Below are 19,539 nucleotides of genomic sequence, written 5' to 3' on the forward strand. Positions count from 1 at the left end.
TCAAGGAGAGGGGAAAATTCCATGAGAGGCCATGACCGAGGTCCGTTTCTATCACCTCCAGCGGCGCACGCTCGAACAGGCGTTGCCGAAGATCCTGGAGAAGGTTCTGGAGCGCGGCTGGCGCGCCGTCGTCCTGGCCGGTTCGCCGGAGCGGGTCGACGCGCTCAATCAGCATTTGTGGACCTACGACCCGTCCTCCTTCCTGCCGCACGGCAGCGCCCGCGACGGATTCGCCGCCGACCAGCCCGTCTGGCTGACCGCCGAGGAGGACAACCCCAACGGCGCCACCGTCCTGGTCCAGGTGGACGGGGTGACCAGCGCGGCGATGGGGTCCTTCGATCTCGTCTGCGACCTGTTCGACGGCAACGACGGGGAAGCGGTTCTGGCCGCGCGGGAGCGTTGGAAGGCCTGCAAGACCGCCGGCCATGCGCTGACCTATTGGCAGCAGAACGACCGCGGCGGCTGGGAAAAGCGCGCGTAATCCCGTCCCTCTCCACCGTCTTCCGCCAGTATTCCAAATGATACCGCTAACCAGCCGGAGTGCCGCATTCATTTGTCTCCACCGGCCTTGACGGCGCTCCCGTGCACTGCGTTAATCTAAAACACGTAATATTCCGCTGGGCGGCGTACAGGTGGAGGTCGGAATGGCATGGTGCGTTCGAAGGGTGTTGACGGCGTCCCCATGACCCGCAGCGCTCTCGATCCGATCCTCGCGCGGGACGTGAAGGACGCCGCCATTCTGATCGTGGACGACAACCAGTCGAACGTCGATCTGCTCTGCGACATCCTGACCCATGATGGCTACACCGCCGTCCGGGGCGAGACCGATCCCCGCCGGGTTCCGGCTCTGTGCGAGGCCCAGCGCTTCGATCTGCTGCTGATCGACATCCGTATGCCGCACATGAGCGGCTTCGATCTGATGGAGCGGATCAACACCCTCTACGCCGACGATTACGTGCCCATCCTGGTGCTGACCGCCCACACCGACCAGGAGACGCGGCGGCGCTCACTGGAACTGGGCGCCAACGACTTCCTCACCAAGCCCTTCATCTCCTGGGAACTGCTGCACCGCGTGCGCAACATGCTGGAGATCCGCAAGCTCTACCAGCGCGCGGCGGAGCAGAACCGGGGGCTGGAGCGCCGCGTGTCGGAGCGCACGGCGGAGCTGAGCGCGGCATTGGAGGCCGTGCGGCAGGCCGACCGGGCCAAGCTGGACTTCCTGTCGGTGACCAGCCACGAGTTGCGCACCCCCCTGAACGCCATCATCGGCTTCGCCGAGGTGCTGTCCAGTGAGGCGAGCGGGCCGCTCGGCCACCGCGATTACATGGACTATGTCCGGTTGATCGAGGAGAGCGGCAAGGCGCTGCTCGGCATGGTCAACAACATCCTGGACTTCACGCGCTGTTCCGGCGGCATCGACCTTGCCGAATCGACCATCGACCTGCCGGACCTCCTCGTGGACTGTATCGCCCTGCTGGCCCCCAAGGCGCAGGCCAAGGCGCAGACCGTCACGCTTCAGCCCGGCCCGCCCGTCACGCTCCGCGCCGACCGACGCCGCCTGCGGGAGATGATGGTGCATCTGCTGGACAACGCGGTGAAGTTCGGCCGCGCGGGCGGGCGCGTCGCGGTGCGGATCGCCCTGCAATCCGGCATGGTCGCCGTTTCGGTGGCCGACGACGGCCCCGGCATCCCGCCGGAGATCGTCGATCACGTCTTCAGCCCCTTCATCCAGGGCGAACGCTCGCTGGTTCGCCAGCATGAGGGGATCGGGCTCGGCCTGCCCATCGTCCGCCGCTTCGCCGAACTGCACGGCGGCAGCGTGGAGTTGGACAGCGCGCCGGGACGCGGCACGACGGTGACCATCCTCCTCCCCGCCGAGCGCCTGACGGCCCCGCCCGTCGCGGGCGTCAAGGAGGCGCGGGCGCTGTAGAGGACCGTTCCGAGGTCACGTCCGGGGGAGGCGCCGGAGCGTCAACGGATCATGCCCGTTTCGGCTCGGACGGCCTGTTAGCTGCACAGCGACCTGAGTGCACCCACGACACTTTCGTAGGTCATCGCTTCCGGCATCATCGTGGAGTTCACGGAATAGCGTGACACGATGTATTCCGACAGCGCGTCGGGGGCTATGTAGGTCATGGACCAGGACGAGAAAAGCCGCTCATCGATCGGGTGAAACCCAAGAAGGGTGAAGTTTTTGTGGCGGGCATCATTGGCTATCTCAATGATGAGCCGGGAGAGCGCCGCCCTCTCTCCCTCCAGCACCTGCATGAAGCGCTGCCCGTTGTATGACAAGGCGCCGGTTATGTGCAGGCGGGCGTTCTTCTCCTCGGATTTCGCGAGGATGTCACGGATAACCGCCTCGTCGATTGCCTCGGGCGTGCTGAAATAGGCTGCTTGGCAGAGAAACATGTCCCGCCCCTTCTCGTCGCCATCCCACTTCATGAACGATAGGCAATAGAATCAAAGCATTCAAGGACGTTTATTTGAGTTGATAGTATACAGTCTGCCGCACTGTTGGTATCGAATCGAAACGCTGGGAGTTTTACTACTCAAGGTTCCGCCATCTCACAGGCGGTTGCGGGCGATGGCGCGGCTTATCCTTGCCACGCAAAGAAAAAGCCCCTCGCCGTGATCGGCGAAGGGCTTCAACGGGTCGGCGCGGCAAGCGGCGGCGCCACGCCGGCGCGCGCCGCTCGACGGCTTCTCACTCCCACTCGATGGTGCCGGGCGGCTTCGAGGTGATGTCGTAGACGACGCGGTTGACGCCGCGGACTTCGTTGACGATGCGATTCGAGACGCGGGCCAGGAAGTCGTGCGGGAAGGGATACCAGTCGGCGGTCATGCCGTCGGTGGAGGTCACCGCGCGCAGGGCCAGCACATGGTCGTAGGTCCGCCCGTCGCCCATCACGCCCACGGTGCGCACCGGCAGCAGCACGGCGAAGGCCTGCCAGATCGCGTCGTAGAGGCCGGCGTTGCGGATTTCCTCCAGATAGACCGTATCGGCCTTGCGCAGGATGTCCAGCTTCTCCGGGGTGATCTCGCCCGGAACGCGGATGGCCAGGCCGGGACCGGGGAAGGGATGGCGTCCGATGAAGGGCGCCGGCAGGCCGAGTTCACGGCCGAGCGCGCGGACCTCGTCCTTGAACAGCTCGCGCAGAGGCTCCACCAGCTTCAGCTTCATGCGCTCCGGCAGGCCGCCGACATTGTGGTGCGACTTGATGGTGACCGACGGGCCGCCGGTGAAGGACACGCTTTCGATCACGTCGGGGTACAGCGTGCCCTGGGCCAGGAACTGCGCCCCGCCGACCTTGGCGCTCTCCTCGTCGAACACCTCGATGAACAGGCCGCCGATGATCTTGCGCTTCTGCTCCGGGTCGGTGACGCCGGCCAGCTTGCCCAGGAACAGCTCCGACGCGTTCCGGTGGACCAGCGGGATGTTGTAGTGGTCGCGGAACAGCGTCACCACCTCTTCCGCCTCGCCCGCGCGCATCAGGCCGGTATCCACGAAGATGCAGGTGAGCTGGTCGCCGATGGCCTCGTGGATCAGCACGGCGGCCACGGAGGAATCGACGCCGCCCGACAGGCCGCAGATCACCTTGCCGCTGCCGACCTGGGCGCGGATCTTCTCGATGGCCTGCTGCTTGAAGGCGGCCATGGTCCAATCGCCCTTCAGCCCCGCCACGCGGTGCACAAAGTTCGACAGGAGCTGCGCGCCGTGCGGGGTGTGTACGACCTCCGGGTGGAACTGCACGCCGTAGAACTGGCGGGCGTCGTCGGCGATGGCGGCGAAGGGAGCCCCGTCGCTGACCGCCACGGCCTGGAAACCGTCCGGCAGGGCGGTGACGCGGTCGCCGTGGCTCATCCACACCTGCTCGCGCGAGCCCACGTCCCACAGGCCGTCGAACAGGGCGCAGGTCTGCTTCACCTCGATGAAGGCGCGCCCGAACTCGCGATGGTCGGAGCCCGACACGGCGCCGCCGAGCTGGTGGCACATGGTCTGCTGGCCGTAGCAGATGCCCAGGACCGGAACGCCCAGCGTGAAGACCAGCTCCGGAGCGCGCGGCCCGTTCTCTTCGGTGACGGAGGCCGGGCTGCCCGACAGGATGATCGCCTTCGGCGCGTAGTCGCGAATCCGCTCCTCGCTCATGCTGAACGGATGGATCTCGCAATAGACGCCGGCTTCACGGACGCGGCGGGCGATGAGCTGGGTCACCTGCGACCCGAAATCGAGGATGAGAACGCGCTCGGCGGACATGGACGACAACCTGATGCGGGGGGACAAGCCCCTGACTACCGCATTTCAGGCCCGGTGGACAAGCGTGCAAGCGGGGCGAGATCGCGCCAGCCGTAGGCGATCTCCACCAGCTCCGCCCCGGCGAAGCGGATGGGCCGCTCCGCCACGCGCGTGCCGCCCAGCCGCTCGTAGAACCAGCGCGCCGGATTGTCGCGCAGGCACCAGACCACGGCGGTGCGCTTGCCGCCCTCCTGAAGCCGCTCGGCCATGGCCGCCATCAGGCGGCGGCCCAAGCCCTGACCCTGCGCCTCGTCCAAGAGGTAGAGGGCGTAGAACTCTCCCTCATACCCCTCCACCGGAAGGCGGCGCCCGCCGTAGGTGGCGAAGCCGATCACCGAGTCCGCCCCGTCCACCGCGACCAGGGCGCCCTGCCCCGGCCCGTGCGCCTGCACGGCGTTGTGCCAGCGCATGGCCGCGGCGGCTTCGGACAGGTTGACCAGATAAGCGTCGGGAACCAGCCCGGGATAGGTGGACCGCCAACTGGCGATGTGGACCTTGGCGATGCCAACGGCGTCCGACGGGCGAGCGTTGCGAATCACCAACCCTTCATCCATGGGATACCTCCGGGTCCGTTTCCCACCCTCCAGGAAGTTGGGACGCACGCCGGGGTATGTCCAGTTGGCGGAACGGGTGAGGCCGTTCGTCGCCTCAGCCTTCCCCTTCCGCAGCCTCCTCGCCTTCCGCCATCGTCTCCTCAGCAACCTTCTCCTCTGCCGGCTCCTCCTCCGCCTTGCGCACCATCACCGCGGCGAAGAAGCCGTCGGTGTCGTGGCGGGCCGGGGTCAGGCGCAGGTACGGCCCTTCGGCGGGCGGGGTGCCCGCCCCTTCCTCCGCCCAGACCTCGGCAACCGGCATCACGGTGAAGTCGGGGTGGGTTTCCAGGAAGGCGGCGATCTGCTTCTCGTTTTCCTCAGGCAGCAGGGAGCAGGTGGCGTAGACCAGCCGCCCACCGGGCTTCACCAGCCGGGCCGCGCTGTCCAGGATGTTCGCCTGGAGCGGCACCAGCTCCTCCAGGCCGGGGCCGAGCTGGCGCCAGCGGCTGTCGGGGTTGCGGCGCCAGGTGCCGGTGCCGCTGCACGGCGCGTCCACCAGCACACGGTCGAACTTGCGCTTGTGCCGCTTCACCCAGGGGTCGCGCTCGCTGGTCAGCGGGTGCGCCTCGATGTTGTGCAGGCCGGCGCGGCGGAACCGCTCGGCGGCGCGCTTCAGGCGCCCGGCCAGCACGTCGCAGGCGACGACGCGGCCCTTGTTCTTCATCAGCGCGGCGATGGCGAGAGTCTTGCCGCCGGCCCCGGCGCAGAAATCCACAACCTGCTGCCCCGGCTTCGGCGCCACGGCCAGCGCGACGAGCTGCGAGCCCTCGTCCTGGATCTCCACCAGACCGTCCTTGAAGGCGTCCACGGTGCCCAGCGGCGGGCGGCCCTGCACGCGCAGGCCCAGCGGCGACCATTGCGTCGGCTCCGCGGTGATGCGGGCGCGGGCCAGCGCCTTGATCGCGCTCTCGCGGTTGGCCTTCACCGGGTTGATGCGCAGGTCGAGCGGGGCCGCGTCCAGCAGGGTCCGCATCTCCACCGCGAAGCGGTCGCCCATGGCGGCGCGCATCGGCTCCTCCGCCCAGGGCGGGCATTCCACGGCCACGCTTTCCGGCATCTGCGGATGCTCCAGCGTGTGGGTGTCCAGCTCATTGGCGAGCTTCGCCTCCTCCGGCGCCAGCGGGGCCGGGGCGAACTTGGTGGCGCCGAACAGCGCCTTCACCGTCGCGGCGGCCTTGCCCTCCGCCAGGATTTCGTTGGCGAGCGCGCGGGCGCGCGGGGTGGGCGGGTGGCCCATCCGCTCCAGCCACCAGCACAGGCGGGCGTGCCGCCGCAGGATCGCGTAGGCCGTCTGCGCCACCGCGGTGCGGTCCTTGGACCCGATGTAGCGGCGGGAGCGGAAATAGGCGCTCATCACCGCGTCGGCGGGGCGCGGGGTTTCGTCGATCTCGGTCAACAGGTCGATGACCGCCTGAAGGCGGGCGGCGGGGGTCATGGGATGGTCCTCGGATAGATTCCCTGCTCGATAACCCGAGCGGGGGGCGGTTGTCATCCCCCGCGCACGCACGCCAGCCCCCCGAGTCGCCGATGCGGGACTCCGCTCACCTGTGACAAGGCGGCCCTGTGACAAGGCGACCGCACCGAAACCGTCCGTGCGAAGAGCGGTTGACCGAAAAGCCGCGAATGAGGCAAAAAAGGGGTAGTTGTTCTTGTTTCAGCCGTCTTGGCTGCGGCAAGTCCAGCGTTCCCTGGTCTTCGACGTCTTCCTTAAATTCTGGTGCGGGGTCCGCGATGGCGGCTGCGGTCGGCAGTGTCATGGCGCGTGCGATGGCGCGCGTCTCCACCCTTCTTGCGTTCGGCCTGCTGGCGGGCTGTGCGGGCGGCACGGCGACCGGGTCCGGACCGGGGAACAGCGTCACGGCGGCATCCTGGCGACCTGGACTGGAGAAGGTCTCCGCGGACTTCCGCGGCCTGCCGGGCTGGATCGACGACGACCACGCGCAGGCCCTGCCCGCGCTTCGGCGTACCTGCCGCTGGGTGGCGGCGCAGCCCGCCGGGAAGCCGCTCAGCCCCAACCCCGCCGCCGGCACCACCTCCGACTGGCGCTCCATCTGCGAGGCGCTGCGCGGGCTGCCCGACGCCCAGCCCGAAACGGCCCGCCGCTTCTTCGAGGACCACTTCACCCCCGTCACCCTGTCCGAGGGGCAGGAGGGCCTGTTCACCGGCTATTACGAGGTCGAGCTGCGCGGAAGCTGGACCCGGACCGATCGCTACAACGTCCCCCTCTACAAGGCGCCGAAGCGGCCCAAGAAAGGCGGCCTGCCCAGCCGCGCCCGCATCACCGACGGCGCGCTGAAGGGCAAGGGGCTGGAGATCCTGTGGGTGGACGATCCCATCGACGCCTTCTTCCTGGAAATCCAGGGGTCCGGCCGGGTGCGGATGACCGACGGGTCGGTGGTGGCCCTGGGCTACGCCGGGCAGAACGGCCACCGCTACGTCCCCATCGGGCGGCACCTGATCGACATCGGCTACGCCGCGCCGGAGCAGGTGACCATGCCGCTGATCCGCCGCTGGCTGACCGAGCACCCCGCCGACGCCCGGCGCGTGATGAACATGAACCCATCCTACGTCTTCTTCCAGCTCCGCCCCGACATCGGCGCGCGGGGCGCCCGCAACATGGAACTGACAGCGGGCCGCAGCCTCGCCGTGGACCCCGGCCATGTCCCGCTGGGCGTGCCGCTGTGGCTGGAACTGCGCGAGGCCCCGGTGCCCCAGGGCGAGATCAAGCGCCTCGTCGTCGCGCAGGACACCGGCGGCGCCATCAAGGGGCCGGTCCGCGGCGACCTGTTCTGGGGCCACGGGACGGAGGCCGCCGAGGGCGCGGGCGTCATGAAGGCGCGAGGCCGATACACCATGCTGGCGCCGCGCGCCACCTCCTTCACCCTGGCCCAACGCCGCTGAGGTCTGGCCGTTGACGCTGGTCCGCTTGTCCGAGTTGCCCGACCGCGGGTCCGCCCTTGCAGCGCTGGAGGAGATCTTCTTCCTGTCCACGCTGCGCAAGGACTTCGCCTCGGCGGAGGATCGCGCCGCCTTTTTCCGGACCTGGACCGGCTGGTATGTGGAGCGGTCCCCGGACGACGTGTGGTTCGCCTTGGACGATGACGGCGCCGTCATCGGCTATCTGACCGGCTGCAAGGACAGCGCCGGGGCGGCGGACCTTGCCCGCGTCATCCCGAAATACGAGGTCTTCGCCGACCGCTTCGCCGCCTTCCCCGCCCATCTGCACGTCAACGTCCGGCCCGGTTTCCGCGACCGTGGGATCGGGCGGGCGCTGGTGGACCGCTTCGCGGAGGATTGCCGGGCCGAGGGCCTTCCCGGCCTGCATCTGGTGACCGGGGTGTTCGCGCGGAACGTCGCCTTCTACCAGCGCGCCGGCTTCACCGCGGCAACCCAGCGGGGACCGCTTCTGTTCCTGGGCCGGCGCCTGACCTGAACAGCCGTCAGAATGCCGGAGGGCAGCCCTCGGCCTTGAGCACCCGCTGTGTGGAGGCCGGGTTGTTGACCAGCTTCCCCGCCGGACGGACGGGACGCCGCACCAGTTCGCCCCCGCAATTCGGGCAGAACCCTTTCAACACGTCGCTCCGGCAATCGCCGCAGAAGGTGCACTCGAAGGAGCAGATGTAGGCGTCGAGGGACTCCGGGGGCAAATCCCGGTCGCAGCATTCGCAGTTGGGCCGCAGCGCAAGCATGATGGGGCACCGCCTTTTCGTGGTCCCGGGATGATAGCAGAGGCGCGGCGGCGGGAGAACGGGGCGCCGACACCCGATCGGCCTTCCCAACGCGGCGCCCCGCGCCGTAAGGTCCGCGGCAGCAACGACGACCGCCCGCCCTGGAAAGCCCGCTCCGCATGACCCGCCCGCCGCGCCTGATCGAAAGCCCGCAGAATCCGCAGTTCAAGCTGTGGGAATCGCTGCTGGAAAGCCGTGGCCTGAAGAAGCAGGGCAAGTTCCTGCTGGCGGGGCTGAAGACCGTGCCGGAGGCGCTGGACCGCTGGCCGGACCGCTTCTCCACCCTGCTGGTCACCGACCCCGCCCAAGTGGAGGGATGGCGCCTGCCCGCCGGGTTGGAGATCGTCCTACTGGCTCCCGCCCTGTTCCGCACCCTGGACGCCTCCGGCACCGGCTTTCCGCTGCTGGTCGGGACGGTGCCCGACACGCCGGCCATCGACCTGTCGCAACCGCCGGAAGGGCTGGAACTGATCTGCGCGCTGGGCGATCCGAACAATCTCGGCGCCCTGCTGCGCAGCGCCGCCGCCTTCGGCGCCCGGCGGGTGATCCTGCTGGACGGGGCGGCTCACCCCTACCACCCCAAATGCCTGCGCGCCGCCTCGAACGCCCTGTTCGAGTTGACGCTGCTGCGCGGCGGACGGTGGGAGGATGTGCAGCGGGCCGCCGGGCCGCTGGTCGCGCTGGACGCCGGGGGTGCCGACATGGCGGCCTTCCGCTGGCCCCGCGACGTGCGTCTGGTTCTGGGCGAGGAAGGCCAGGGCGTGCCCGCCACCCTGCCCGTGCAGCGCCTGTCCATCCCGACCACAGGCGCAGTGGAATCGCTGAACGCCACCGTCGCAGCGAGTGTCGCGCTGTTCAGCCACTTCACCGCCAACCGCTGAATCGCGGGCATGAAAAAAGGCGAGGGGAACGCCCCTCGCCTCTTCGGACCTCACCCCGACGAATGCCCGATCAGCCCTGGCGGTAGTTCGGGGATTCGTTGGTGATCGTGATGTCGTGGACGTGGCTTTCGCGCAGGCCCGCGTTGGTGATGCGGACGAACTCGCACTTCGTCTGCATCTCGGCAATGGACTGGCTGCCGGTGTAGCCCATGGCCGCGCGCAGGCCGCCGACGAGCTGGTGGATGACCGCCGACACCGGACCCTTGTAGGGCACGCGGCCTTCGACGCCTTCCGGCACCAGCTTCATCGTGGAGACTTCCTGTTGGAAGTAGCGGTCCGCCGAGCCGCGGGCCATGGCGCCCACCGAGCCCATGCCGCGGTAGCTCTTGTAGGAGCGGCCCTGGTACAGGATGACCTCGCCGGGGCTCTCGTCGGTGCCGGCGAACAGGCTGCCCAGCATCGCCACGCTGGCGCCCGCCGCGATGGCCTTGGCGAGATCGCCCGAGAACTTGATGCCGCCGTCGGCGATCACCGGAATGCCCATCTTCTCGCAGGCTTCCACCACGTCCATGATGGCGGTGAGCTGCGGCACGCCGACGCCCGCGATGATGCGGGTGGTGCAGATGGAGCCGGGGCCGATGCCGACCTTCACGGCGTCCGCACCGGCGTCGACCAGCGCCTTCGCCGCCTCGGCGGTCGCCACGTTGCCGGCGATGACCTGGGTGTAGTTGGACATGTTGCGCGCGGCGCGCACCTGATCCAGCACCTTCAACGAGTGGCCGTGCGCGGTGTCGACCACCAGCACGTCGACACCGGCGTCGAACAGCGCCTCCGCACGGCGCAGACCGTCCGGACCGGTGCCGGTGGCGGCGGCGACGCGCAGGCGGCCGTGGGCGTCCTTGCAGGCGTTCGGGTAGGCCTGGGCCTTCTCGATGTCCTTCACCGTGACGAGGCCGATGCAGCGGTGATCCTCGTCCACCACCAGCAGCTTCTCGATGCGGTGCTGGTGCAGCAGGCGCTTGGCCTCGTCCTGGCTGACGCCCTCGCGCACCGACACCACGTCCTTGGTCATCAGTTCGCTGACCGGCTGGTTCGGGTTGGTGGCGAAGCGCACGTCGCGGTTGGTCAGGATGCCGACCAGCTTGCCGCTGCCGCGGGCGTCGCGGCCTTCCACCACCGGAATGCCGGAGATGCGGTGGTCGGCCATGAGCTGGAGCGCGTCGGCCAGCGTCTGGCCCGGCGTGATGGTGATCGGGTTGACCACCATGCCGGACTCATACCGCTTGACCTTGCGGACCTCTTCGGCCTGCTGCTCGATGGTCAGGTTGCGGTGGACCACGCCGATGCCGCCGGCCTGGGCCATGGCGATGGCGAGGCTGCTTTCGGTGACCGTGTCCATCGCGGAGGACATCAGCGGGATGCCCAGTTCGATGGTCTTGGTCAGGCGCGTCCGGGTGTCCACCTCGTTCGGCAGGACCGAACTTTCGGCCGGAACCAAGAGGACGTCGTCGAAGGTCAGAGCTTCGCGGATCGTGGACGAGCGGGCCATCGGCGGTCTCCCGGGAGATAAAAAGGGGCCGGAAAAAAATTTGGCGCACTATACACAAGACCGTGGGCTTGTGAAGGCGCCTGCACCACAAACTGTCGTGTGCCGGGCCTCATCCGCGCAAGCCAGCCATGACCTGCGCGAACGGGCCGCAGCCTGGGGTAGACCTAATCGTTCGCGTTCGCCCCACGGAAACCGGTGGCGACCACATAGGTTTCGGAGGATTCCGCACGGCTGGCCGGCGGCTTGGCGTGGCGCACCGTGGTGAAGTCGCGCTTCAGCCGCTCCAGCAGGGACTTCTCCGCCCCGCCCTGGAACAGTTTGGCCACGAACGCCCCGCCGGGGGCCAGAACCTCCTCCGCGAAATCATAGGCGGCCTCGGCCAGCGCCATGATGCGCAGGTGGTCCGTGGACTGGTGCCCGATGGTCGGGGCCGCCATGTCGCTGAGCACCACGTCGGCGGGACCGCCCAGCGCCTCCTTCAGCCGCTCCGCGGCGCCCTCCTCCAGGAAATCGGCCTGCATGGTGGTGGCGCCCGGCACCGGGTCCATGGGCAGGATGTCCAGCCCGACGACCTTCCAGCCCTCGCGCCCGGTCTGCACCTTGTCCACCGCCACCTGCGTCCAGCCGCCGGGGGCGGCGCCGAGGTCCACGACGCGCTTGCCCGGCCCCAGCAGATGGAACTTCTCGTCCAACTGCAACAGCTTGAACGCCGCGCGGGAGCGGAAACCGCGCTTCGTCGCCTCGTGCACGTAGGGGTCGTTCAGGTGCCGCTCCAGCCAGCGGGCCGAGGACGTGGTGCGCTTGGCCGCGGACTTCACGCGGACGGTGGCGCGGCGCCCACCCGGCTTGGAGGAGGACGGAGGCTTTCCAACCATGGTCTCACATTTCCCTAATAGATTTGCCGCGCCGACCCGATCAGCTCCACGAGGATTCCCTCGCGCAGGCCGCGGTCGGCGATGCGGAGGCGCTCCACCGGCCAACAGTCGCACAACGCGTCCAACACCGCGCATCCGGCGATCACCAGATCCGCGCGGTCCTGTCCGATGCAGGGATGCCGCGCCCGTCCGTCGAAGTCCAGCGCCACGAGCCGTTCGATGACCGCACGGGCATGATCGATGCGCAGAAAACTGCCGTCCACCGCCCGCCGGTCGTAGCGGCAAAGGCCGAGATGCACCCCGGCCAGGGTCGTCACCGTGCCGGATGTGCCGAGCATCTGCACCTGCCCGGCCAGCACCCGTTCCCGGATGGCGTTGCGCGCCTCGAAGGCGGCGATGGCCGACGCCACCTCCTCCACCATGCGCCGGTACATGCCGCGGTCGGCGTCCGCCCCGCCGAACTGCTCGGTCAGGCCGATGACGCCGCAGCGGATCGAGGTCTGGTCGAGGATGCGCGGGGTCCGTCCCTTCTCCACCGCCAGCCACATCAGCTCGGTCGAACCGCCGCCGATGTCGAACACCACCGCATAGGGCACGTTCGGATCGAGCAGCGAGGCGCACCCCGCCAGCGCGAGGCGGCCCTCCTCCTGGCTGGAGATGATCTCGATGGCGATGCCGGTTTCCCGCTCCACCGCGTCGATGAACTCGTTGCAGTTCCGGGCGCGGCGGCAGGCTTCCGTCGCCACCGCCCTGGCGGCGGTGACCCCGCGCCGTTCGATCTTCGCGCCGCAGATCCGCAAGGCGGCGAGGGTGCGTTCCATTGCCGAGTCGGACAGCCGGTCGTTCCGGGTCAGTCCCTCCCCCAGCCGGACGATCCGCGAGAAGGCGTCGATGACCCGGAAACCGCCGGGAATGGGGCGGGCGATCAGCAGCCGGCAATTGTTGGTGCCGAGGTCGAGAGCGGCGAACACAGGGCGCGCAGGGGCCGACGAACGCAACCGTCCGGTGTCGTTCTGCCGTTCGCTGTGCACCTGAAGGTCCACGTATCCTCCCCGCCATGCTTAAGGGAGTCATCTTAACCCGGTTTCACGTCCGGGCGAAACCCCACGAATGGCGATGGATCGTGTCCCCCGGCCCACACCAAGGTGCCGGACGAGAAAAAAGCTCTATACAAGCCTTGTCCGCTTTGCTAAAAGGGCGGCCCACGACGGGACGCGGCGGAGCGCCGCCCCGGTGACGGTCTGGGGGATCGTCTAGCGGTAGGACAGCGGACTCTGACTCCGCCAGCCTAGGTTCGAATCCTAGTCCCCCAACCAACCTTTCCCCTTCTCCACGCCAGTTCATCGCCGCGGTTCACCGCAGCCTTCCGTTGCCCCTTTTTGTTGCTCGTCCTCTGGCGACAGCGCGGGGTAAGGTTTCGTTAACGAAACACGGGATGTGGGGGTTGGAGCCATGCTGCGACTGGGCACGAAGGTCCGGCATCATGGGCGGGACGCCATGGTGATCGCACGGACCTTGGGCGGACATCCATCATACGACCTGCGGCTGGCCGACGGAACCATCGTGAAATACGCGTCGGAGGCGGACTGCGAAGTGCCGCCGTTCGATGGCGGCATCGGCGCGCCCGTCCTTGCGGGCGGGCAGCCGCCGCAACGGCCCCCGGCGGGCTGACCGGCGCTTTCGGCAAAAGCGGCTGCCCAGCGGTCGCCGCCAAGGGACCGTTGCCGAATCCAGCCGGCCCGCGCAATATCACGCGATGGAACGGCTGAACGAAGACGGCGGCTGCCCGCGGCGGAGCTGGCGGGTGATCGAGGGTGGCGGAAGTCCCTGTGGGGCACCCGGCGCTGCAGGATGCGATGCGCCGCCGGACGGCGTGACGGAAGCGGCGGCGCGCCCGGTGCCCGAAGATTACGGGCTGACGCCGGAGGATTTGCGGATCTGGTACGCACCGGGCCGTGTCGGGGTCCTGTTGGCTCTGGCGGCCACGGTGGGGATGGCGGGCGTCCAGGCCTACGACGCCGGGCGGCTGTCCGATCCCTGGATCTTGGGCGCCCTGCCCGGTCTGCTCTACGGCGCCTTGATCGGCGGATTCGCGGGGCTGGGGCTGATGGTCCTGGTCCACTGGTGCGACCCGCTGGTCGGCATGTCATGGCCCGCCTACGCGCGGTTGCGCCGGTACCGCGACGCGCTGGCCGCAGCGGTCGCCGCGGAACGGAGCGTCAACGAACGGATGCCCTGAAACAGGAATTCCGGGAACGGCGTCCGCCGGGTCCCTGCCACCGCCGGTGGAAATTCAGGGCCTATCCCATTCGAACGATGGTGCCGCGACGCGCAGACCCAATCTGCTTAAGAGCAGACAGGAGAAACGCAGTGAACCGATTCGACGAAAAAGTCTATCGCGTGACGAAGCGCCGGGACGGGCCAAGCCTGCAGGAACAGAAGGGACAACTGCTCCGCCTGAAGCAGGATTTGGAACAGTTCAAATCCCGACAGGCGGGCGCCGCGGTCGTCGGCAGCTTGCAGGCGCGCATCCGTGATCTGGAATCCTCGATCACCCGCGCGGAGGCGGCGCGGATGATGGACCGCGAATCCCGTCGTCCCCGCGATGGCGAGGAGGACACGGACCCCGGCGCGGCGTCGGGTAACAGCATGCGCGCCACCTCGAGCCGCTTCCCGCCGCGCGGACGGCCCGGGCGGACCTTCTGAAGGCCAGCCCTTACGAACAAGAGCGATGACGCTTCCAACGGCCCGGACCATCCTCTGGGCCGTTGCGCTGTTCGGCTGAATCGGGGGCGGACCATTCCCTGGTCCGCTTGATCCAGATCAGGGCCGGTCTTGGGCAACCCTCATACCTTGGGATTGGTCTTCAAGACCTAAGTCTGAGACGGACGTCCGAATCGAGCGCGCCATCCACGGCGCCGGAACGAGACAGCCCAGGGATACGAGACATGACTTTCTCCGTCGCCGCCACCACCGCCGCCGTTCCGCCGTCGATCCCCGCCGCGATGCCCGCCGCCCAGCCACAGGTGGCGGCGGTGACGGGCCGCTGCGCCGGCTGCTCGGCGCGGAGCAAGGGGCTCTGCGCGGCCCTGACCGCCGGGGAACTGCCGGACCTGTCGGCGTCGTCCCGCCCGCTGGACCTGCTGTCGGCGACCCCGGTCGTGATGGAGGGGGAGGAGGCCGAGGCCGTCTTCACCGTCATGTCGGGCATGCTGAAACTCTACAAGACCCTGCCCGACGGGCGGCAGCAGATCACCGGTTTCGCCACCGCAGGCGACGTGTTCGGGCTGGCGGCGGGCCAGGGCTACGCCTACACGGCGGAGACGGTCACCGCCTCCACGATCTGCCGGATGCCGCGGGCGGCCCTGCGCCGGATGATGGAGCGGCACCCGGCGGTGCAGGGCCGGCTGCTCGCCATGACCTCCGTCGAGCTGTCGGCGGCACAGGACCAGATCCTGCTGCTCGGCTGCAAGACGGCGGTGGAGCGGGTGTCCAGCTTTCTGCTCGCCCTGTCGCGGCGCTCCCGTCCCCTGCCGGACGGCACGCCCAGCGTCTTCCTTCCCATGCCGAAGGTGGACATCGGCGCCTATCTCGGCCTGCGCCCGGAAACGCTGTCGCGCGTTCTGCGCAAGCTGGAGGAGGCCGGGGCGATCACCCGCCTGACGAACGACCGCATCCGCATCGAGAACCCGGCGGCGCTTGAAGCCGCCGCCTGAACGCCCGTTTCCTTTCCCGCCAAGCCCGATCAGGCCCGGCCCGCCACCGGATACCCCTCCCCGCCGAACTCCGGCCCCACATCCTTCACGAAGGCCTGTCCGACCCGGCGGTAGCCCAGCCGTGCGAACAGCCCCGCGGCGTCGAGTTTCGGCGCGGTCGCCGCGACGACGCAGCCGCGCTCGTCCACCACCACCGAGGCGCAGCCCAGCTTGCGCGCCAGAAGGTCGATGCCGTCCGCCTGCGCGGCGGAAGTCGCCGCCGCGTCGAACAGCCCCACCGCGATGAAGATCGGCACGGTCAGCACGCGGATCGCCCCTTCCGCGCTGACGCGGTAACAGAACAGGCCGCGGATGTGCCCGTCGCTCATCTCGCAGGCCATCACGCCGCCGTCCCCGCCGGACCGCAGAAAGGGGGCCGCCACCTCCCGCCACTCGGCCAGGGTCATGTCGCGGTGCAGAGCCTGGACGACAGGCAGCGCCTGATCGGTCTGCGTCTGGGCAAGGGGAGCGATGATGAAGCTTCTGGGCATGGGCGGGCGATCCTTTCGCGGGCATCTTCCGCGATGATCCGGCACGGCGCTTTGACTTTGGTCATGCGCCGCACCCGTGGAGCGGCCGGTGGACCAAATGCGGAGAGGTGACGTTTCAACAGGACGACCACGCCCCGACGAAGGAGCCCGGACATGAGTCCCTATCCGCCACCCCCGCAGGAACCCGATGTGCCGATTCCCATGCCGATGCCTCCCGACGCCCCGCCGGACGAGCCGGTCGAGGCTCCGCCCATGCCCGGCGAACCGCAGGAACCGGTGTAGCGAACCGTCAGGGCTTGCGGCGGTAGAGCGCCATGGCGCGCTCCAGGATGCCGGGGGACGAATAGTCGCCAAGGAACAGGTCCCCGAGCGCGCGGCGCATCCGCGCCCGGATGCGGGAACGGACGGCGTTGCGCAGCGCCTCCTCCTGCATGTGGCAGCGGCGGCAGAGGTTCTTCGGGCGGGCCTCCGGGTTGCCGGACGGGCGGACCGGGCGCACCACGACCTGCACGTCGCGGGTCTCGGCATACTCCACCACGTCGGGCCAGGCCGCCCGCCGCCCACGCCCGTCGCGCCAGGTCTGGTCGGCGGCGTCGTACCACCGCCCGTCCGGCAGGCAGCGCACGACGGCGCCGCCGGGCCGCCCGCAGCAGCGGCAGCGGTTCTCCCCGCCGGCGCCCTTGCGGTTGGCCGGATCGAGGTCGGGTCGGAGAATCTTTGCGCGGAGCGGTCTGGTCATGGCTTGATGACTCGGGGGGCCGGGGGTGCCCCTGCGGGAGGTGGCTCATGACATGGATGGGCACGGACCGCCAGTGCGAATTTATGAAGCGCGGATTTGTGAAAAGTTCTTCAGAGACCATCCTATGGACATGACCTCCCCGGACGATTCCATCGACCCGCATCTGGTGCACGAGCTGGCCAGCGGCCACCCCGACGTGGTGACCGCCGCCGCCGCGGGCGTGGCGCGGGTGTCCCATGGAGAGGGGCTGGGGCTGGTGCCGCTCGGCCTGCCGCTGCCCAAGGGGAAGCGCGACCTGCTGGTCCCGGCGGAGCGGCGGGAGGCGGTGCTTCTGGAAATCCAGGGGACGATGGACCGCGCGCGGCGGCGCAACGGCCTGCTCGCCCAGGGGCGCCGCGCGCTGGAGGGCTGGTCGACCAGCCTGCACCCGGCGGACGACCGGACGCGGGTGAAGGCGGTGCGCGGCGACGACCTTCCCTGGCCCGGCCTCCCTGCCCCCGTGCGGCTTCAGGTGTCGCGCGTGCTCGACGCCATGGAACTGGCCGACCTGACCGACGACGATCTGGCCCTGCGGCTGGAGGGCGATCCGGCGCTGACCGCCGCGCTGGAGGACGCGCTGTCCCGCACCGCCGCCCGCCTGCACCGCTACGCCGCGGAAGCGGAAGGCGCCGAAGACGCTTGGACCTTCGCGTCGCTGGCCGAGCGGCTGTCCCGCGCCGCCCGCAACCGGCACGGGGTGGACGAGTTGCTGGAGCGCTGGGACCGGGAGTTCGCCGTGTGGCGCCGTGAGCGGGCGGAGGCGCGCGGGCGGGCCTATGTGGACCGGCATTTCGACCTCGCCCGTTTCGAGAAGCTTTTCCCGGTGGCGCGCGGGCTGGGGCGGCGGCTGGTTCTCGTGGTCGGCCCCACCAATTCCGGCAAGACGCACCACGCCATCGAGGCGCTGAAGAGCGCTTACGACGGCATTTATCTGGCGCCGCTGCGCCTGCTGGCTCTGGAGGTGATGGAGCGGCTGAACGCGGAGGGCACGCCGGCGTCCCTGTTGACCGGCGAGGAAGCCATATCGACGCCCGGCGCCCGCCACACCGCCTCGACCATCGAGGTGATGGACCCCGACCGCCCGGTGGAGGTGGCGGTGATCGACGAGATCCAGATGCTGGCCGATCCCGACCGCGGCTGGGCCTGGACGGCGGCGCTGATGGGCGCCCCGGCGGACACCGTCTATATCCTGGGCGCGCCGGAGGCCCGCCCGCTGGTCGAGCGCGTGGCGGCCCATCTGGGCGAGCGGCTGGAGGTGATCGAGCTGGAGCGCAAGGTGCCGCTGACGATGATCGACCGCCGTCTGAACTGGGAAGAGGTGGAGCCGGGAGACGCGCTGATCGCCTTCTCGCGGCGGGAGATCCATTCCGTGCGCGACACGCTGCGCGCCAAGGGCCTGTCGGTCGCCGCGGTCTACGGCGCCCTGGCCCCGGAGGTTCGGCGGCGGGAGGCGGCGCGCTTCCTGTCCGGGGAGGCCGACGTGGTGGTGGCGACCGACGCCATCGGCATGGGGCTGAACCTACCCTGCCGCCGCGTTCTGTTCACCGCGCTGGAAAAGTTCGACGGGACCAGCGTCCGCCCGCTGAGCGCGACGGAGGTGAAGCAGATCGCCGGACGCGCCGGGCGGTTCGGCAAGTTCGAGTCGGGGGAGTTCGGCGTGGTCGGACGGGGCACGCCGCAGGCCCTGCGAAACCTCCTTGAGAAGGCGGACGGGCGGCTGCGGGCCGACGCGCCGCTGAGTGTCCGCCCGACCCGCGCCATGCTGGCCCGGCTGGCCGAGCACATCGGGACGGAGGAGACGGTTCTGCTGCTGGACTGCTTCGCCGACGCCCGCACGGCGGGGTCGCCCTACCGGGTGGGCGACCTGTCCGGGATGCGGCGGCTGGCGGCGATGCTGGACGAGCGGCGGCTGACCCTGCCCGCCAAGCTGGATCTGCTGCTGATCCCCGCCGACCTGGAGGACGAGGCGGAGGCCCGTATCCTCGCCGCCATCGTCGGCGCGGTGGAGGCCGGGGAGCCGTCTCCGCTCGGGCGCTTCGTCCCGGCGCGGCTGGACGGGCTGGACGGCGCCGCGCTGGAAGGGCTGTCGCGAGCCTGCGACCTCTATTACTGGGCGGCGCGCAAGTTCCCGTCCCTGTTCCCCGAACGCGGCGCGGTGCGCAGCCGCCGCGCCGAGGTCAGCCGGCGCTTGGCCGAGCTTCTCGCCACGCGCGGCGCGCGGTCCGCCGGGCAGCGGCGCGAACCGCCGCCCAAGGCCGGTTTCCGCGGCGCCCCGCGCAAGCGCTTCGGGCCACGCCGGTAGCGGCGGGATCGCCCCGGCGGCTTACATGCCGCCGGGATAGTTCGGCCCGCCGCCGCCTTCGGGGACGACCCAGTTGATGTTCTGGGTGGGGTCCTTGATGTCGCAGGTCTTGCAGTGCACGCAGTTCTGCGCGTTGATCTGAAGCCGGGGATCGCTGCCGTCCTCCGCCCGCACGATCTCGTACACCCCCGCCGGGCAGTAGCGCGTCTCCGGCGCGTCGTAGAGCGCCAGATTGACCGCGATCGGAACCGAGGCGTCCTTCAGCGTCAGGTGCGCCGGCTGGTCCTCCTCGT

At 69.4% G+C, this 19,539-nt stretch carries 22 protein-coding genes and 1 tRNA gene; 12 read left to right on the forward strand and 11 right to left on the reverse strand.

Annotated features, from left to right (window positions below; all coding sequences use genetic code 11):
* Positions 1 to 31: 31 nt before the first annotated feature.
* Both DS843_RS02335 and DS843_RS02340 read left to right on the forward strand, forming a co-directional pair.
* On the forward strand, positions 32 to 481 hold the full coding sequence (locus tag DS843_RS02335; protein ID WP_149467275.1) for a DNA polymerase III subunit chi: 450 nt from the start codon (positions 32 to 34) through the stop codon (positions 479 to 481).
* A gap of 168 nt (positions 482 to 649) precedes the next feature.
* Positions 650 to 1,930, forward strand: coding sequence for an ATP-binding response regulator (locus DS843_RS02340; RefSeq protein ID WP_286191890.1), 1,281 nt, complete (start codon positions 650 to 652; stop codon positions 1,928 to 1,930).
* 77 nt (positions 1,931 to 2,007) lie between these two features.
* Here the strand turns inward: DS843_RS02340 and DS843_RS02345 are convergent, their stop codons facing one another.
* From DS843_RS02345 to DS843_RS02360, 4 genes are all read right to left on the reverse strand, one after another.
* Positions 2,008 to 2,409 carry a BLUF domain-containing protein gene (locus tag DS843_RS02345; RefSeq protein WP_167525161.1) on the reverse strand — a complete coding sequence of 134 codons (402 nt, stop codon included), beginning with the start codon at positions 2,407 to 2,409 and terminating at the stop codon, positions 2,008 to 2,010.
* A gap of 295 nt (positions 2,410 to 2,704) precedes the next feature.
* Positions 2,705 to 4,255: a glutamine-hydrolyzing GMP synthase gene (gene guaA, locus DS843_RS02350; RefSeq protein ID WP_149467277.1), complete on the reverse strand. Its 1,551-nt coding sequence runs from the start codon at positions 4,253 to 4,255 to the stop codon at positions 2,705 to 2,707.
* A 35-nt stretch (positions 4,256 to 4,290) separates the two neighbouring features.
* Entirely contained in the window at positions 4,291 to 4,848 is a 558-nt protein-coding gene (locus DS843_RS02355) for a GNAT family N-acetyltransferase (protein WP_149467278.1), read from the reverse strand.
* A 94-nt stretch (positions 4,849 to 4,942) separates the two neighbouring features.
* Positions 4,943 to 6,322, reverse strand: coding sequence for an RsmB/NOP family class I SAM-dependent RNA methyltransferase (locus DS843_RS02360; RefSeq protein ID WP_149467279.1), 1,380 nt, complete (start codon positions 6,320 to 6,322; stop codon positions 4,943 to 4,945).
* 320 nt (positions 6,323 to 6,642) lie between these two features.
* Here DS843_RS02360 and mltA point away from each other — a divergent pair, with 320 nt between their 5' ends.
* Together mltA and DS843_RS02370 are read left to right on the forward strand one after the other, a co-directional pair.
* Positions 6,643 to 7,788 (forward strand): murein transglycosylase A, encoded by a 1,146-nt coding sequence (mltA, locus tag DS843_RS02365; RefSeq protein ID WP_286191891.1) that lies wholly within the window; start codon positions 6,643 to 6,645, stop codon positions 7,786 to 7,788.
* Positions 7,789 to 7,798: 10 nt separating this feature from the next.
* Entirely contained in the window at positions 7,799 to 8,320 is a 522-nt protein-coding gene (locus DS843_RS02370; RefSeq protein WP_149467281.1) for a GNAT family N-acetyltransferase, read from the forward strand.
* Between the two features lie 7 nt (positions 8,321 to 8,327).
* Here the strand turns inward: DS843_RS02370 and DS843_RS02375 are convergent, their stop codons facing one another.
* Complete coding sequence (locus tag DS843_RS02375) at positions 8,328 to 8,576, reverse strand: DUF1272 domain-containing protein (RefSeq protein ID WP_208852166.1); 249 nt, start codon at positions 8,574 to 8,576, stop codon at positions 8,328 to 8,330.
* A gap of 158 nt (positions 8,577 to 8,734) precedes the next feature.
* Between DS843_RS02375 and DS843_RS02380 the strand changes: the two genes are divergently transcribed.
* Entirely contained in the window at positions 8,735 to 9,496 is a 762-nt protein-coding gene (locus tag DS843_RS02380; protein WP_149467282.1) for a TrmH family RNA methyltransferase, read from the forward strand.
* A gap of 70 nt (positions 9,497 to 9,566) precedes the next feature.
* Here DS843_RS02380 and guaB read toward each other — a convergent pair whose 3' ends face one another.
* The 3 genes from guaB to DS843_RS02395 form a co-directional block, all read right to left on the reverse strand.
* Positions 9,567 to 11,045, reverse strand: a complete 1,479-nt coding sequence (guaB, locus tag DS843_RS02385) for an IMP dehydrogenase (protein ID WP_149467283.1) — start codon at positions 11,043 to 11,045, stop codon at positions 9,567 to 9,569.
* A 164-nt stretch (positions 11,046 to 11,209) separates the two neighbouring features.
* Complete coding sequence (locus DS843_RS02390; RefSeq protein ID WP_149467284.1) at positions 11,210 to 11,920, reverse strand: RlmE family RNA methyltransferase; 711 nt, start codon at positions 11,918 to 11,920, stop codon at positions 11,210 to 11,212.
* Between the two features lie 14 nt (positions 11,921 to 11,934).
* Positions 11,935 to 12,963 (reverse strand): Ppx/GppA phosphatase family protein, encoded by a 1,029-nt coding sequence (locus DS843_RS02395; protein WP_149467285.1) that lies wholly within the window; start codon positions 12,961 to 12,963, stop codon positions 11,935 to 11,937.
* A gap of 199 nt (positions 12,964 to 13,162) precedes the next feature.
* Here DS843_RS02395 and DS843_RS02400 point away from each other — a divergent pair.
* The 5 genes from DS843_RS02400 to DS843_RS02420 all read left to right on the forward strand — a co-directional run bounded on the left by DS843_RS02400 (position 13,163) and on the right by DS843_RS02420 (position 15,636).
* Positions 13,163 to 13,236, forward strand: a tRNA-Gln gene (locus tag DS843_RS02400).
* 136 nt (positions 13,237 to 13,372) lie between these two features.
* Positions 13,373 to 13,591, forward strand: a complete 219-nt coding sequence (locus tag DS843_RS02405; RefSeq protein ID WP_149467286.1) for a hypothetical protein — start codon at positions 13,373 to 13,375, stop codon at positions 13,589 to 13,591.
* Positions 13,592 to 13,676: 85 nt separating this feature from the next.
* Positions 13,677 to 14,159 carry a hypothetical protein gene (locus DS843_RS31520; protein WP_208852172.1) on the forward strand — a complete coding sequence of 161 codons (483 nt, stop codon included), beginning with the start codon at positions 13,677 to 13,679 and terminating at the stop codon, positions 14,157 to 14,159.
* A 131-nt stretch (positions 14,160 to 14,290) separates the two neighbouring features.
* Entirely contained in the window at positions 14,291 to 14,626 is a 336-nt protein-coding gene (locus DS843_RS02415; protein WP_149467287.1) for a Gas vesicle protein V, read from the forward strand.
* A gap of 242 nt (positions 14,627 to 14,868) precedes the next feature.
* A complete protein-coding gene (locus DS843_RS02420; protein ID WP_149467288.1) occupies positions 14,869 to 15,636 on the forward strand; it encodes a Crp/Fnr family transcriptional regulator in 768 nt (255 codons plus the stop codon).
* 29 nt (positions 15,637 to 15,665) lie between these two features.
* Here DS843_RS02420 and DS843_RS02425 read toward each other — a convergent pair whose 3' ends face one another.
* On the reverse strand, positions 15,666 to 16,166 hold the full coding sequence (locus tag DS843_RS02425) for a hypothetical protein (protein WP_149467289.1): 501 nt from the start codon (positions 16,164 to 16,166) through the stop codon (positions 15,666 to 15,668).
* A 153-nt stretch (positions 16,167 to 16,319) separates the two neighbouring features.
* Here DS843_RS02425 and DS843_RS31690 point away from each other — a divergent pair, with 153 nt between their 5' ends.
* The gene (locus DS843_RS31690; RefSeq protein ID WP_286191892.1) at positions 16,320 to 16,448 is read left to right on the forward strand and encodes a hypothetical protein; all 129 of its coding nucleotides are present in this window, start codon (positions 16,320 to 16,322) and stop codon (positions 16,446 to 16,448) included.
* Positions 16,449 to 16,455: 7 nt separating this feature from the next.
* On the opposite strand, the gene DS843_RS31695 is transcribed toward DS843_RS31690, so the two are convergent.
* On the reverse strand, positions 16,456 to 16,905 hold the full coding sequence (locus DS843_RS31695) for a hypothetical protein (RefSeq protein ID WP_286191893.1): 450 nt from the start codon (positions 16,903 to 16,905) through the stop codon (positions 16,456 to 16,458).
* Positions 16,906 to 17,029: 124 nt separating this feature from the next.
* Here DS843_RS31695 and DS843_RS02435 point away from each other — a divergent pair, with 124 nt between their 5' ends.
* On the forward strand, positions 17,030 to 19,246 hold the full coding sequence (locus DS843_RS02435; RefSeq protein WP_149467290.1) for a helicase-related protein: 2,217 nt from the start codon (positions 17,030 to 17,032) through the stop codon (positions 19,244 to 19,246).
* Positions 19,247 to 19,267: 21 nt separating this feature from the next.
* Here the strand turns inward: DS843_RS02435 and DS843_RS02440 are convergent.
* On the reverse strand, positions 19,268 to 19,539 hold a 272-nt coding region (locus DS843_RS02440; protein ID WP_208852167.1), incomplete at its 5' end, for a 4Fe-4S dicluster domain-containing protein.

It is taken from the genome of Roseomonas genomospecies 6, assembly GCF_008365375.1.
Taxonomy (GTDB): Bacteria; Pseudomonadota; Alphaproteobacteria; order Azospirillales; family Azospirillaceae; genus Azospirillum.